Source organism: Dictyobacter formicarum (genome assembly GCF_016587435.1).
This window is the reverse complement of record NZ_BNJJ01000014.1, coordinates 191,512-207,353: the sequence shown is the minus strand read 5'-3', so window position 1 is coordinate 207,353 and position 15,842 is coordinate 191,512. Positions and strand designations below refer to the sequence as shown.

The following is a 15,842-nucleotide window of genomic DNA, read 5'->3' as shown; positions in this document are numbered from 1 at the left end:
GGAGACATATTTACCAGTTTAGGGGAACCGTAAATGAGTCTCTCTCCAATCTACACGCTTGATGGAGCCGGACAGTGACTTCATTTACGGCAACGATATGTGTTTAGACAACGCGGCTCAAGAAGTTGCGGGTACGCTCGTTATGGCACTCGCCAAAGATTTGCTCGGGCGGACCCTGTTCGACAATCTGAGCTTGATCCATGAAAACGACGTGGTCGGCGACGTCTCGGGCAAAACCCATTTCATGGGTGACCACTACCATCGTCATGCCCTCTTCAGCCAGTTGACGCATCACTTTGAGTACCTCGCCCACCAGTTCGGGGTCCAGCGCGGACGTTGCTTCGTCAAACAACATCAGTTTGGGATTCATGGCCAGTGCACGCGCAATGGCTACACGTTGTTGCTGACCACCCGAGAGTCGATGAGGATAAGAATTCTCTTTGTTGGAGAGCCCTACCTTGTCCAGCAACATGCGTGCGCGCTCGATTACCTCGCCTTTGGGCTGGCGCAGCACATGGATGGGAGCCTCGATAATATTTTCCAGCGCCGTCTTATGAGCAAAGAGATTAAAGCGTTGGAACACAAAGCCGATCTGCGCACGCATACGCGCTATATTAACCTCGCTGTCCTCAACCAGGAGGCCATTCTGCTCACGATAGCCTACTAATTGTCCATCAATATAAATACGCCCATCATCAATTTTCTCCAGGTGATTGAGACAGCGTAATAACGTTGTTTTACCAGAGCCACTCGGGCCAATCACCACCACTGCCTGGCCACGTGCAACCGAGAAATCCACGCCATTCAATACAACATTAGAGCCAAAGCGCTTCACAAGCTTCTCTGTGCGCACCATTTCGCTGACCTGGTTTGTCTGAGGGTCGTTAATTGTTGTGTCTGTAGTCATTCCCATACCTCCTCAACCTTATCTGGCTGTCTGTGAACCAAAACCAGTCAGGCGTTTCAGCGTACTTTTCTCTTGCGCAACCGCAACCGCGACATTACCTCGATCGGGATCGAAGCGATTCTCGATCCAGCGCTGGATAAACTCCCAGATAGTAGTTAATACAAGATAATAGATCGTGGCAACAACCAGGAGCTCAAAGGTAATAAAGGTCTGAGAGCCGTAAACCTGGGCGGTACCGGTTAATTCCATCACACCAATTACGTAAGCAATGGAGGTGGTTTTGAGCATATTATTGAATTCGTTTCCCAGAGGAGGAATAATGACGCGCATGGCCTGCGGAACAATAATACGGCGCATGGCTAGACCGTAGCGCATGCCCAGCGCTTTGGCTGCCTCCATCTGACCTGCGTCCACCGAACCCAGGGCGGCACGAATGATCTCAGACATATAGGCGCCTTCATTGAGCGAAAAGGAAATTAAGACACAGGCATAAGCAGGTAGGAGCGCCCCCGGAAAGACCTTTGGCAAGCCAGCCCACAATAACAGCACCTGAACCAGCAGAGGACTGCCGCGAAAGAACCAGATATAGGCACGGGCTGGCCACACCAGAAATGGATATTTCGATGTACGCATAAGCGCTAAAAAGAAACCCAGTATAATTCCTACCGCCTGCGCGACGACCGAGATCCACAGTGTGATCCAGGCGGCATGCAAAAAGTAGAGGTTGGGATCCTGAAAAAGATAGTACCAGACCTGGTCCCAACGGAACAACATAGCAATCCTCCTAAAAAACTACATGCTCCTCGCCTCTCATAGATAAAAAAATCATTGAGGCGAGGAGCGGGGATGGTAGAAGGCTTAACTTAACAGCGCTGCTGATCTCAGGCTAAAGTCTCCTGCCGCTGGATATAGGAAACCTTTTGCTGATCGGAAAAGCCCCAGGTTTTGAAAAGATTATTGTACGTGCCATCGGTTTTGACGGCATCAAACGATTTCTGCATGGCGGTTAGCATAGAGCTATCACCTTTGCGAATAGTAATCCCATAAGGGGCTGCATTCACCACTGAACCGCCAACCTCGAACTGACCTGGATTGATTTTGTTATAGTAGTCGGTAACAGGAGAGTCTTGATATGTAGCATCGACTCGTCCATTTGCCAGCAATTGTACCACATCTGTTTGTGACTGCAACACAGTCTGCTTGATTTCGGGTTTGCCAGCCTTCTGACAGGCTTTGGTAGCTGCATCCAGGTCATCTTTTTCAACAGTCCCGGTCTGCACGCCAACGTTCAGGCCACACAGATCAGCAACAGTTTTCAAATTCTTTGGATTGCCTTTGGGAACCAGCAGGGACTCACCTGCATTGAAGTAAGGAACAAAATCAAAGGTCTGTTTGCGCTTATCGTTGATGGTAACAGAGGAGATTACCACGTCAAAACGCTTGTTCCTCAGATCATCAAAAATCGTATCGAAACTGGTCTTCTGAATAACCACTTTTAATCCCATACGTTGTCCCATGGCTTTGATCAGGTCAAGATCAAAACCAACATATGTATTGGTTTTGGTGTCAACAAACTCCATCGGTGTATAGGTGGTATCGCTACCAACCAGCAAGGTACCCGGAGTCTTCAGGTCCGTTGGAGCTGCGACGTTAGGCTTGGCAGGGGGAGTGGGGTTAGCTGCGGGGCCGCCAGCAGTGCCAGGGCTGCCGCCGCAGGCGGCCAGGAGTAGTGACAGAATAGATGCCAGCAAGAGTCCTAACAAAGGTAGGCGCCGGGCATGGGTACAGTTAGGAGATAGCATAGAATGGAGACCTCCAATTTTACAAATAATACGAGTAAATAGTTCGTTTTTCGTGCTAATGACGATGAAAATAGGGTAGTTTCAACCACTTAACTATGGCTCTCGTAGCAACAATGCAGCACAAAAAAACGAGAGAACATACTCCGTTAAGTTCGAGATACGTAGCCTCAGGATGACTAATCCATATTATGTAATCTACGTTCAAATATAACCAGTATCTCACAGGAAGTCACGCTTACGCTCAAATCGCTACTGAAAATAGCCCTGCCGGCTTATAAAAACTGGCAGAAACAGGCAATAAAAGTTAGCTCAACCGTTCAATGATTAAATTGTACTAGCAACTCATGCTCAATATTTTTGAGCTCCGATGGCGCGACAAAATATTTGGGAGCGCCAGCGCTCATTAAGAAAGTGATTTTTTGCTCGGGCGAAAATCAGCGATCATAGATATGGACCTCTATAAAATAATTATTACTGTTTGCCTGCTTATTTTCACGTACAGCTGAGATGTATAGTCACATCTAGAGATCCCCTGGAAAACAAAAAAAGGCCCGACAACGTATCTGGCCTATAGAGAAACGGTGCAATGAAATGCTAAAGCGACGATGTGCTGGTGTGGCAAACCACTATCAATGCTATGCTATATTGAGAAGAAATTCAGACATTGCTCAAGATGATGGTTGCGCTTCACCCACATGGATTTCTGGAAATGAATGCTGCTCGTCCAGGATATAGATCATATTCCAACCTTCCTGAGGTACATCGCGCAATGCCTGCTTTAGCAACGAGAAATGATACTTGATGACCTGCTCCCCCACAATACGTCCGCGTGCCTGGTGCTGATCATACCTCAGGCAGGTTTCAAGCGAGATATTAAATAGAAACAGACAGGTTACATAATGATGACGCACAGCTAGATCCAGTAAACGCTGGCGTGCCTCTACCTGCAAGGCAGTGCTATCCACAATCGTCAACCGACCCTGAATCATTCTTTTATGGATAATGTAATAAAAAAGATCAAATGTGTCTCTATTCACCTGCTGATTTGTCTCATCATCACAAATCAAGGCCCGACAATAATCGGATGAAACGATGGAAGTCATTCGATATCCTTGTTGATGGTGCTGCCCCACAAATGTACGTGCAAACGTGCTTTTGCCTGCGCCGGCTGGACCACACAACACTATCAACGTTCGCTCAGGCAGGTCAATACGCTGAACTTGCTGCTCAGAACCATTTTCCATGAGAGACCTTCTCCTTTATCTATCTGCTTAACATGCATAATAGAATAATTAATGCTAGCGCCCGTTACATAAAAGTCACGAGCACAGTCTATCATTACACTCAATAATATAACCTGAACTATTAGTGAAATCTCTCTTTTTGGTCCAGAATACAACAAAAATGGTTCAGAAAAGGGAACGTATTTTGTGTTTTTCCTGCGTGTATCAATCTCAGATTTACATCGTTAATAACATGCATCCAACTCTACCCATCCATAAAACCGTGACATGCAGGCAGGATTATTCATCAATTTGCATCGAATAAGAAGAGCGCATACAGGCCCGACCGTTTCAACAAATGTAGAACATGTGGAAGCGCTTCATTACTGTAGACATTCCGGTATAGAAATTGATATACTACCGTGTGTGTGGCGCTCAGAGGTTTCGCCTCAACGGGAGCCCTTTTCCTGAATTTGCGCATGCGCATTCAGAGGCACTCACACAACAATAGAAGCCAGTTTAGACCATTACGATAGATACTATTCATGGAATGTTGCAGGTAAACACATTCTATTCATCATACACCGATTTTACCGAGGAGGATGCTGTGTCCGTTGATACGACCTTAACAGGAACCGAAATACGTGCGCGATTCCTGGATTTCTTTGCCAGTAAAGACCACGTAAAAATGCCTAGTTCATCTCTCGTGCCGCATAATGACCCCACAGTATTGTTGACCACCGCTGGTATGCAGCAGATGATCCCTTACTTCCTGGGCCGTGAGACTCCTCCTGCGGCACGCATGACCTCTGCGCAAAAATGTTTTCGCACGACAGATATCGATAAAGTTGGCAATCAGCGTACGTTAACTTTTTTTGAGATGCTGGGAAACTTTTCGGTCGGAGATTATTTTAAGCGTGAGGCCATCGCTTATGCCTGGGAATTCCTGACCAAAGTTGTCAATCTGCCAGCCGATCGGCTGCATCCAACGGTGCATCCCGAGGATGACGAAGCGGCACGCTACTGGCATGAGATTGCTGGCTATGCCGATGAAGCCATTGTACGCCTGGATGAGAACTGGTGGGGACCTCCCGGAGCCTCTGGTCCCTGTGGTCCCGATTCGGAAATTTATTATGATCGGGGCGTCGAATATGGCTGTGGCACCGCCGACTGTAAGCCCGGCTGTGAATGCGAGCGTTTCCTGGAGATCTGGAACCTGGTGTTTATGCAGTTCTACCAGGACCTGGATGGCACGCGTACGCCGTTGCCGCGCCGCAATATCGATACAGGCATGGGCCTGGAGCGCCTGACGATGGTGCTACAAGGCAAGGAATCAGTCTTCGATACCGATCTCTTGCGCACAATTATTGATCGCTTTGCTCTGATTACCGAAACTCCTTATGGTCAGAGTGCTAAAACCGATACGTCTTTGCGCGTGATCGCAGATCATGGCCGTGCCCTGGTCTTCCTGGCTGCGGATGGTGTACTGCCTAGTAACGAGGGCCGTGGCTATATCTTCCGCCGTATCCTGCGACGCGCGGTCCGTCATGGCAAGCTGCTCGGACTGGACAAACCCTTCCTGGCTGAGGCGACCAATACCGTCATCGATCTGCTGGGCGAGCATTATACCGAGCTCAAAACCCAGCGCGAGCGCATCATCGAGGTGCTAAGCCAGGAAGAAAAGAAGTTTAGCCAGACACTCAATACGGGTCTCAACCTGCTCAATGAACTGCTGGCCGATTTGCAGCAGCAGCATAAGAAGGTGATCCCGGGCGAAGAGGTGTTCCGCCTCTACGATACCCATGGTTTCCCCGTCGAATTAACGCAAGAAATCGCGGCCGAGCATGGATTCAGTGTCGATACTTCTGGCTTTGAAGAGTCGATGCAGCGCCAGCAGGAGCGCAGTCGCGCCGGTGCCAGCAACGCCTTCAGTCAGGCCCAGGATGATCGGGCACTGACCGAGATTTTGAAGCGTGAGGGAACCACAGAGTTTCTTGGCTATACTGGCCTGGTCAGCAGTAGCAAAGTAGTGGCGCTGATGGTGGATGGCGAAGAAGTGACAGATATCAGCGCGCCCCAGCAGGCCCTGGTTATTCTGGACAAAACCCCGTTCTATGCCGAAAGTGGTGGCCAGATCGGCGACCATGGCGATATCACAGGACCGCTGGGCAACTTCCAGGTGCAGGACACGCGCCGTCCAATCAAAGGGTTGATCGCCCACTATGGCCAATTAACCGAGGGACACCTGCGTGTTGGCGATAGCATCCAGGCGGATGTTATTGAGCGCCGCCGCGCGGATACTATGCGCAACCACAGCGCTACCCATCTGCTCCACAAAGCCCTGCGTGATCGGCTAGGAAGCCAGGTGCAGCAGCGTGGCTCGCTGGTTGAACCAGAGCGCCTGCGCTTCGACTTCACCAGTCCACGTCCGCTAAACAGTGCAGACCTGGTCCACATCGACACCCAGATCAATGAATGGATCCGCGCCAACTATCCGGTGCAGACCAAAATCATGCCGATTCAGGATGCCATGCAGACTGGGGCGATGGCCCTCTTTGGCGAGAAATACGATGACATGGTACGCGTGGTTTCGATGGGCAGTAGTATCGAGCTATGTGGCGGCACCCACTGTGCCACCACCGGTCAGATTGGCACCTACGTTACGGTCCAGGAGACAAGTATCGCCGCCGGTATCCGCCGTATTGAGGCCTTAACTGGCCGCGCAGCAGAAAACTATCTGCGCCAGAAACGCGAGACAGTCGACAGGATCGCCGCCCTCCTGCAGGTACAATCTGAGCAGGTTGAGCCGCGTATCGAGCAACTGTTACAGGACCTGGCTGGCGCGCGCCGCCAGATCACGCAGTACCAGCGCAACGAGGCCAAGTCTCAGGCGCAGAATCTGGTTCAGCAGGCCCAGGATGTAGCGGGTATCCCTGTGGTCACCGCCAGCGTGACTGCCCCGGATGCCAAAATCTTGCGCGATATGGGCGAGACCATACTCAGCAAATTAGCGCAGCCGGGCGTGGTGGTTCTGGCCAGCGACCTCGGCGAACGCATTGCCCTGCAGGTCAATATTCATCAGACACTGACCAAACGCGGACTGCACGCGGGCAAACTGGCCGGTGTGGTTGGCGAACGCCTGGGCGGCAAAGGAGGCGGCCGACCAGACTCGGCCCAGGGTGGTGGTAAGGACAAAACGGCTATTCAGCCGTCCCTGGAACTTGCTAAAGCCTTCGTGCGTGATAATCTCAAGTAGGCTTGCTGTTAGCTGGGAGGCGATGCTCTCCATCGCCTCCCCTCTCGCTGTTGGCGCAACGCAGGTTTTTCAAGCAAAAATATAGAGATATTTCTACCGATACACCAAGCATTAAGTATTTTTGAGATAGCCACGCAACCTTATGCCATGAGGATACGTTATAACAAAGGAACAGCCTGGCTGGTGTAATTATCAATTTTGCCAATAAAGCAATTTTTGTGCTATAAAGTAAACGAATGCCTTAGATAGCCCAACGCACGAGAAAGCTGCTCAAGCAGAGCTGGCAGCGAGTGGAGCAATAATTTTGGGATGGATAAATGAAAAATCTCTTGCAACGTCTGCGTGATTTATTTACGGGATCACGGGCAGATGACTATGCTGACCTGGAGCAGGACTATGCATATGATGATGAATACGATGATGAAGATCCAGGTGACATAGGCAGCCAGCGTCAGCTCTTCACAGCACTCGATATCGGGACAGCCTTTGCTAAAGCTATGATCGTTGAAGTGCGCGGTGATCATGCGGAAGTATTAGGAGTTGGGCGTCACCCACAGAGTTACGCACATATGTCGGATGGTATTGTGACCGACATCCCAGGGGTGATCGCCAATTGTAACGAAGCTTTGCTCAAGGCAGAGCAGGCGGCTGGCGGTGTCATTGCCCCTTCGGCGGTGATTGGCATTGCCGGTGAGCTAGTCAAGGGCAGTTCCACAACGGTCAGCAAACAACGAGCACAACCCACGAAACAAATTACTGCGGAAGAACTGGAATCTTTAATTACTGCGGCACAAGAGCGCTTGCTTAAAATGGCCAAGGAGCGTATTGCCGCTGAAACTGGCTATGGCAATATCGATGTTCGCCTGACCAATGCCGCCGTCATCTCGGTGCGCATCGACGGGCAACTGGTGACAAATCCCATCGGTTTCCGTGGCCGTCACTTTGCCTTAACGCTCTTCAGCGCTTTCGCGCCATTAACACAGTTAGGCGCCATTGAAACGGTGGCCCAGGGCCTCGATCTGACCCTGGTGACGATCGTAGCTGAACCCTACGCACTGGCCCGCTGCTTGAGTAGTAATGCCAGCGCGGACAGCGGGGCTATCTTCATCGATGTTGGCGGTGGTACTACTGACATCGCACTGGTGCGCCAGGGTGGTATCGAAGAGACGCGTGTCTTCGCCCTGGGTGGCCGTGCATTTACGCGCCGCATTGCTACCAGCAAAGGCATCCCGATCAAAGAGGCAGAGCGGCTCAAGATCAGTTATAGCAACGGCGAGCTTAAAGGGAGTAGCCACGATGAAATACAGGCTATCCTGGCGCCAGAATGCCAGACCTGGATGGATAGCGTCGAGCTGCTGATTGAAGAGCTTTCTAAGGGCGAGTTACTTCCGCCAGCAATTTATATCGTCGGCGGTGGATCTGCCCTGGTGGATCTGCATCAACGCCTGGAGGCGTTCCCATGGACCGAGCGTTTGCCCTTCTCGCGCCAACCCATTATCCGCGCTGTACAACCAGAAATGGTCGGCAGCATTCTGGACAATGAAGGAATGCTGGAAAGCGGGCAAGATATTACGCCAATGGCCCTGGCCTATCAGGCCGTTGAACTAAATAACGATAATAATGTGTTGGAAAGAGCACTGGATCGCGTCATTAACAACATGCATATTTAGACAATCCACCAGCAAAGGATTCTCGACATGATGCAGCGAGCCCGATGCGTAATCCCTCTCTCCCTTCACATCGATAGAACAAAAAACATCAGCCCAGGGCAAATGCGCTCTGATTGTAATTTCGAGGAAGTAGGCCATTAGGGGGTGAAAGGGCTTATTATGAGTGATGAGCAAACAATCTATATTAGCCCGGATGATGATCTGACAACTGTGCGTGAACGCCTGGAAAAGCTACAAACCCGGAAAGTCACCTTAGTGGTACCAGCCCAGACACAATTGCGTAGTCACGTGGCCTGGAAACTCCTTTATGCCCGCGCGCGTGAATTGGGAAAGGATGTCCTGATTGTCAGTTCAGATCCCCAGGTACGTTCTGTTGCCCATGCAGTGAAATTCACAGTTGCCCATTCGCTTGAATCATCGCAGCAAGGACGCTCACGTCCTACGGGTCGGCCAGCGCGTAGTGGAACCACCAATCGCGCTCGACCCGCTAACCCCAGCCAGCGTCCCACCGGCGCACGCACGGCACGTAGCACCAATACACTACGGCCACGTCAGGCCGGCGCGCGCAACTCATCCAATCTCGCCAACCGCGACAATCGGGAGAACGCGCGCGACCAGCTACGCCAGCAACCTCTTCAGCCTCCAGTTGATGATCCGGCCACCTTTCAATTTCCGGACGAGAGCTATGAAGACGCATACGATTATGGTAGTCACCATACAACGCCCCCTATCAGGCCCCTCGCTCCAGATCAAATCGAGGAGCCTGATCTGCTACTGGAGGATTACGCCCTGACCCAGGATATTCGCCAGGCCGCGGGCAAGTCCAATAGTGAGCCCGGTTTGGGGGCACCCGGGACGCGCACCTCAACTGAAGTTGAGCCACAGGCTCCTAGAACACACACTCCCTACCGCTCATTGGATGCGGACGAGGACGACGATCCATTCCTGTTGATGGAGGATAAACAGCCTCCGCCATCAGTCGAACAGCGTGGCGAGGCGGTAATCGAGAGTCCAGATCACCACTATGATCACATCATTCAGGATGTGGCTGAAGCGCCTACCAGCATCATTGGAAATCATTTCAATATTGATGAGGATGGAGACGAGATAGTTGCACCCAGGCCGCGGGGTGCCCAAAATCGGGAGCGCCAGGCGACCAGGAAAGAAACCAGACCACGTGAGCGACCACGCCAGGACGCTGAACCCACGCGCCAGCGACGTTCTGGGAAAATGGTGCCTCCGCCACCACCAGCCGCCTTTAAGGTGTCGCATGCTCCCTCTCAACGCCTGCGCGCTGAAGACCTGGATGATGATGATTTGCTGCCGATCCAGGATCGGCCTACACAGGTCAAAGAGCGTGGCACGTTTACCTATGAGCCACCCTCGCGTACAAGCCATAAAAACCCTGACCTGATTCCACTACCGGAAGAGCGACCAAGGACTTATGGTGCCCGAAGCGGCCAGATGCAGCGTCCAGCCGCTGCCGATCAGCGTCAGGCGCGCCCCTCTGGCGTCCTCACATCATCACGGCGACCGCCAGCGGGACGACCTTCGAAGGGTCTACGTTCTCGTAAGTCGCAAACACTGGCCAAACCACGTCAAAAACGCCGCAACACACTGGTCTGGATCATTGCGGCCGCCATTATCTGTCTGTTTCTTGCCCTGGCGTTGGGAGCTTATTTCTTGCCAACGGCCACAGTTACGATCACCATTGCTGCCCGCAATTATTCTCATCCTGTCAGCACCCTGGCCGCGCTAGAGCCGACCCAGGGAAGCATCCCGGCCCATCAACTGGTCCACGAGTTTACCAAAACGAGTCCCGAACCGGTGACTGGCACCAAATTAGTCGGCACAGCCAAGGCCAAAGGCAATGTCTGCTTCAGCAATAATGGGGATACAGATATCATCATTCCCACAGGAAGTGAGGTGTCTACCCCTGGAGTTAATGGCGTGCTGTTTAAAACGACCGCCGAGGTCTCTATTCCCAAACAGACCCTCTGCTCCAACGTGCCATTGCCTGTTCCAGTCGAGGCGGTCAAAGCGGGCGAGAGCGGAAATGTACCGGCAGGTAGCGTCACGTTGATTCCAGACACCAGCCTGGATAGTATCGCAAAAACCAATAATACTACTGCTGCCCAACTCAAGCTAAGCGTTACCAGTATCGACGACATCAAGGGTGGCGGCATGGAACCTGTCGCGGCCATAGCCGACAAAGACCTGACCAATGCACGTAACGACCTGCACAAACAATTGCAGGGCCAGATCGATACCTGGATCAAAAGCTTGCCACAGAATGGTGCTATTGGTCCTCTCACCACGACAGATACCCTGATCAATCCACCGGCCAAAGATACTGTTATCGAGAGTGGTAAGACCTTTCCGGCGCAAATCAGTGTCAAAGCAACAGTCCTGTTCGTCAACAATAGCGACTTACAGAATGCGGCCAGAACACAGCTCAGCAGTGCCATGAAAAAAGACAAGGCTTTCAGTCAGGATGTGATCTTAAATGATGCCAGACAGCCTATCAGCATCAGCAAGCTGAAACAACAGCCTGCGGGCAAAACTGGCTTGAAACTGGACTATGTCGCGACCGCCCCGGTAGGTGGCGCATTTGATGCTAATATCTTGCGCCAACAAATCGCAGGCCAGAGACCGGATTCAGCCAGCCATCTGCTCAAATCAAATAACAAAGGGATTCAGGATACGCATATCGATATCCAGCCGGGTTTCTTTCCGTATCTCCCCTTTTATTCAAATCATATAGATATTAAAGTTGTGCCAGGCATGGTCCCGGCTAAAGCCTGACTGTTCGCGCCTTCAGCGCTCAAAACACATTCCATGCAGCGGTAAATAAATAACCAGAATCTGCTACGAGGATAGTGTCGACTGGACAGAATAAACCATGCTTAGCTACAATGCTGTATGGTGGATGAATTATGTCCAACAACAACACCCCGAAAACAACCTTCGGGAAATACAATAGATGGCCGATAAATCTTGATAAAAGATTATTGTATAGCAGGCTAATAACATAGCAATCCGGGAATATCAGGAACATACCATATGACTCGATTGATAGCTTTGGATGTCGGAGATGCCCGCATAGGAGTTGCAACTGGCGATACCAACGGTTTTTTAGCATCTCCCTATAAAACCATACATGTGACCCGTAACGAGCAAAAAACCTGGGAAACCATCCAAGAGCTCATCAATGAACTTGAGGCAGAAGGTCTCGTGGTAGGGTTACCCATCAGCCTGGATGGGCAGATTCATGGACAAGGACAAAGGATACAGGCCTTTGTTGAGCGCATGAAACGCCATATCACGCTCCCAGTGACGTTCTGGGATGAACGCCTTTCAACGGTTGAGGCTCAACGCCTCCTTACGCAACGTGGTCAGGATGGAAGGGATAGGCATCAGAGACGTGATGGTGGGCGGCAACGTCCCCAGGGCAAAAAACGTCGACGCGGTCACGAAATTGATGCATTAGCCGCGGCAGTCATTCTTCAGGATTACCTGGATCATCTGGGTAAATAACCCATGAGGGGAACAAACGCATGAGACGACCTAGATCACGAGCAGCTATTCTCTCAGTCCTCGTTGTAGGGATGCTAATCTTTTTGGGAATGCTCTTTGTCTGGAATAATGTCACCGATATTTTTTTAAAACCCGTTAGCAACAGTACGACGAATGTGACAATCGATATTCAGCCAGGCGAAACCACTCCAGAAATCGCCAATGATTTGCAAAGCAAGGGCGTCATTCGCAATGCCTTCGCCTTTACTATCTGGGCCCGCATCAAAGGTCTAGATACAAAACTAGAGGCTGGCGTTTACAAACAGATTAGCCCTAATATGACTATCAGCAGTATCATTGATACGCTGCAAAATGGCCGCCCGGATGCAATTCTAGTGCTGGTAAAAGAAGGCAAACGTCTCGAAGAGATCGCCAATATGGCGGCTAATGCCAATCTACCTAATTTCAGCAAAACGCAATTTTTGACCTACACCAAACATATCAATAAATTTCCCGACGCCGGCAAATACTCTATTCTCAAGAACGTGCCTGAAAATGGCAGTATGGAGGGCCTCCTCTTCCCCGATACGTATGAGCTCTCACCTAAAGCCACGGCCCGGGATCTAATCAATAGTATGTTGACCGAGATGACTGATAATATTAGTAAAAATCATCTCGATCAGGCTGCGCAAAAGCACAATATGAAGCTGTACGATTTTCTCACCCTTGCCTCTATAGTCGAGCGTGAGGCAGGTATCCACGACGATAAGAGCAAAATCGCCAGCGTCTATTGGAACCGGATCTATACAACTAATGGCAAAGAGCAGACCGGCGGCGGCAAACTACAGGCCGATCCCACTGTTCAATATGCACGCGATACCGAGCATCCACCAACCACATATTGGCAGCCATTGGCCGATAGTGGCTCAAAAATCGCACCCAATAGTCAATGGAATACCTATAACATTACTGGCCTGCCCCCTACACCAATCTGTAGCCCGGGTCTGGACAGTCTGAAAGCTGCCGCCAATCCGGCTAATACCGATTATCTCTTCTTCTTTGCAGCTAAAGACGATGGAAAAACCTATTATCAGGCTACCATCCAGCAATTCGAGGCAGAGATGAATAAACACGGCGTTCGATAGGGAGCGCTTCGATAAAAGAGAGTTAATATAACATGGATCTAATGCAGATTATTAAGACGGTTGTCCTGGCTCTGTTACAGGGTGTAACAGAGCTATTCCCAATCAGTAGCCTCGGGCACACCGTCATCATTCCAAACTTAGTAGGCTGGGGGGATCTGGCCGGGGGTACCGCATGTGGAGGCAAGAGCTGCTTCCTACCTGTGGTGGTGGCCCTCCACCTGGGCACCAGTATTGCTTTGATCATCTATTTCTGGCGTGATTGGCTACAGGTCCTAAAAACCCTGGGCAACACTGTTGTCACTCGCAAGATCACACGTGGCACCGAAGAGTGGGTTAGCTGGCTAATCATCGTTGGAACCATCCCGGCCGGTCTGCTAGGAGTTCTGCTCAAAAATAAACTAGAAAACTTATTTTCGGAGCCGCAAATTGTCGCCGCATTCCTCTTCTTAAATGGCTCGGTACTCTTCATCGGTGAGGCCTTGCGCCGCCGCTCAGAGGCCAATCTCAAATCGCTACCGCCCAGGGAACGCGAAGCACATTTTCGTTCGCTAAAGACACTCTCACTCAAAGAGGCCATTCTGGTCGGATTGGCACAATCGCTGGCTCTGATTCCTGGCTTCTCGCGCTCCGGCACCACGATCGTTGCCGGACTGGGTGTGCGCCTGACCCACGAAGATGCAGCCCGCTACTCATTCCTGTTGGGAACACCAATTATTCTGGCCGCCGCGGCGCTTGAAGTACCTGTACTCTTCCATCAAAAGTTATTCCCTTTCTGGCTGATTATCTTCGGTATGATGCTTTCAGGAGTTGCAGCTTACTTAAGTACGGCATTTTTGACTAAATACTTTGAAAAAGGGCGCCTCGATCCCTTCGCCTATTATTGCTGGATCGTCGGCCTGGTCACCCTGGTCTTGTTCGCCACTGTATTACATGTCTAAAATATCCGTCTAAACACAATTCAAAACAGGACAGCCGCCGAGTCAGTGAAAGCTCGGCGGTCGTCCTGTTTGGTGCTTATGGGTGTTTGCGCCAGGGGGATAGTAGCAGACAGAGTGAGGCCAGCGTCATACCAATGGCGCCACACACCAGTGTTAGACGCACATCGTGGTTGATCTGGCTGAATAACGCCGCTACAATCGCTCCCAGAGGACCAATCCCCTCCTGTAACAGATGCATACATGAGTTGATCCTCCCCTGCAACGTTTCGGGGACCCGGCTCTGGCGCCAGCTGATTTCATTGACGGCATAGATGGTCAGCGCACAATCACCTGTCAGCTGGGTGAGCATCAGGATTGCCACTATCAGCCAGACAGGACCGGCCGCCAGAGCTGTTACCACAGCCATCAGGCCAAACAACAGTGTAGAGCCAATCATGGTGCGGCCTGGACCAAAGCGGCGCGCTACTTTTACCGCCATCCACGCACCCAGCAGGTTGCCAATCCCTCCCATCATCACGACCAGCCCATAATCTAGCAATGATAGTTGCAAGGTGCGCAAGAGATACAGCATATAGAGCGTGGCAAAGGTGCCGCCGCAAAAGTTAAAGAGGGCGGTATAGGCCGCAATGGCTCTTAGATAGGGCTGGCCAAGCAGAAATTGCACCCCAGCCCGCAGATCTTGCCAGATCGGTACACGCTCAGCTGCGGATGTCACAGGACGTTCAGGAAGCCGTAGGCGCCAGACGCAGGCCGCTGAGATTAAAAACGTGCTGGCGTCGATGAGCAGGGCCAGCGGAGCTCGAAGCAGTTGCAAGAGCCAGGATGCGAACGGAGGTCCGGCAATTTCAGCCAATGCGTCACTAACACCCAGGCGGCTATTTCCAATGATAAGATCATCACCCTGCAACAGAGAAGGTATCAACGAACGGTGTGCGATCTCAAAAAAGATCGTACAGACACTGACTACCAGCGTCACCAGGTACAGCGCTTCTATGCGCAGGACGCTGGCCAGATAAAGTAGTGGAATAGTGCATAGCAGAGCGGCACGTCCAAGGTCAGCGCATATCATCACTGGCCTGCGTGGTAAGCGATCGATCCAGACACCAGCGAAAAGGCTGATCAACAAAACGGGTAGCGAATTGCAGGCAACCAGCACGCCCAGTTGCAGTGGATCCGCCTGTAAAAACTGGATGGCAATAAGCGGCAAGCCAGAGCCTGAAATGTACGAGCCAAACTTCGACAGCGTCTGACCGGTCCACAACAGACTAAACTGCGGCTGGCGGCGAAAAAACGAACGCGTTTTAGCAACCGGAACGGCAGCCTCAGGCAACGAGGTCAATGTCTCCTGGTCCATTTTTTTCTCCATAGAAACGTTTTTGAGCACA

At 51.2% G+C, this 15,842-nt stretch carries 11 protein-coding genes; 6 read left to right on the top strand and 5 right to left on the bottom strand.

All coding sequences use genetic code 11. The features are described 5' to 3' along the window. Positions 1 to 103 precede the first annotated feature (103 nt). The 4 genes from JMI88_RS24055 to JMI88_RS24040 all read right to left on the bottom strand — a co-directional run bounded on the left by JMI88_RS24055 (position 104) and on the right by JMI88_RS24040 (position 3,953). On the bottom strand, positions 104 to 907 hold the full coding sequence (locus tag JMI88_RS24055; protein ID WP_308438860.1) for an amino acid ABC transporter ATP-binding protein: 804 nt from the start codon (positions 905 to 907) through the stop codon (positions 104 to 106). 18 nt (positions 908 to 925) lie between these two features. After that, on the bottom strand, positions 926 to 1,681 hold the full coding sequence (locus tag JMI88_RS24050) for an amino acid ABC transporter permease (RefSeq protein ID WP_201364509.1): 756 nt from the start codon (positions 1,679 to 1,681) through the stop codon (positions 926 to 928). Between the two features lie 107 nt (positions 1,682 to 1,788). Continuing rightward, a complete protein-coding gene (locus tag JMI88_RS24045) occupies positions 1,789 to 2,709 on the bottom strand; it encodes an ABC transporter substrate-binding protein (protein ID WP_201364508.1) in 921 nt (306 codons plus the stop codon). 668 nt (positions 2,710 to 3,377) lie between these two features. Beyond that, the gene (locus JMI88_RS24040; RefSeq protein WP_201364507.1) at positions 3,378 to 3,953 is read right to left on the bottom strand and encodes an AAA family ATPase; all 576 of its coding nucleotides are present in this window, start codon (positions 3,951 to 3,953) and stop codon (positions 3,378 to 3,380) included. Positions 3,954 to 4,539: 586 nt separating this feature from the next. Here JMI88_RS24040 and alaS point away from each other — a divergent pair. From alaS to JMI88_RS24010, 6 genes are all read left to right on the top strand, one after another. After that, on the top strand, positions 4,540 to 7,188 hold the full coding sequence (alaS, locus tag JMI88_RS24035; protein ID WP_201364506.1) for an alanine--tRNA ligase: 2,649 nt from the start codon (positions 4,540 to 4,542) through the stop codon (positions 7,186 to 7,188). Positions 7,189 to 7,505: 317 nt separating this feature from the next. After that, entirely contained in the window at positions 7,506 to 8,858 is a 1,353-nt protein-coding gene (locus JMI88_RS24030) for a cell division FtsA domain-containing protein (protein ID WP_201364505.1), read from the top strand. Positions 8,859 to 9,017: 159 nt separating this feature from the next. Beyond that, a complete protein-coding gene (locus tag JMI88_RS24025) occupies positions 9,018 to 11,663 on the top strand; it encodes a baseplate J/gp47 family protein (RefSeq protein ID WP_201364504.1) in 2,646 nt (881 codons plus the stop codon). Between the two features lie 258 nt (positions 11,664 to 11,921). Beyond that, a complete protein-coding gene (gene ruvX, locus JMI88_RS24020; RefSeq protein ID WP_201364503.1) occupies positions 11,922 to 12,395 on the top strand; it encodes a Holliday junction resolvase RuvX in 474 nt (157 codons plus the stop codon). Positions 12,396 to 12,415: 20 nt separating this feature from the next. After that, positions 12,416 to 13,519 carry an endolytic transglycosylase MltG gene (gene mltG, locus JMI88_RS24015; RefSeq protein WP_201364502.1) on the top strand — a complete coding sequence of 368 codons (1,104 nt, stop codon included), beginning with the start codon at positions 12,416 to 12,418 and terminating at the stop codon, positions 13,517 to 13,519. Between the two features lie 32 nt (positions 13,520 to 13,551). Next, entirely contained in the window at positions 13,552 to 14,457 is a 906-nt protein-coding gene (locus JMI88_RS24010; protein WP_201364501.1) for an undecaprenyl-diphosphate phosphatase, read from the top strand. 76 nt (positions 14,458 to 14,533) lie between these two features. Here JMI88_RS24010 and JMI88_RS24005 read toward each other — a convergent pair whose 3' ends face one another. Then, complete coding sequence (locus JMI88_RS24005) at positions 14,534 to 15,811, bottom strand: MFS transporter (RefSeq protein ID WP_201364500.1); 1,278 nt, start codon at positions 15,809 to 15,811, stop codon at positions 14,534 to 14,536. Positions 15,812 to 15,842 lie beyond the last annotated feature (31 nt).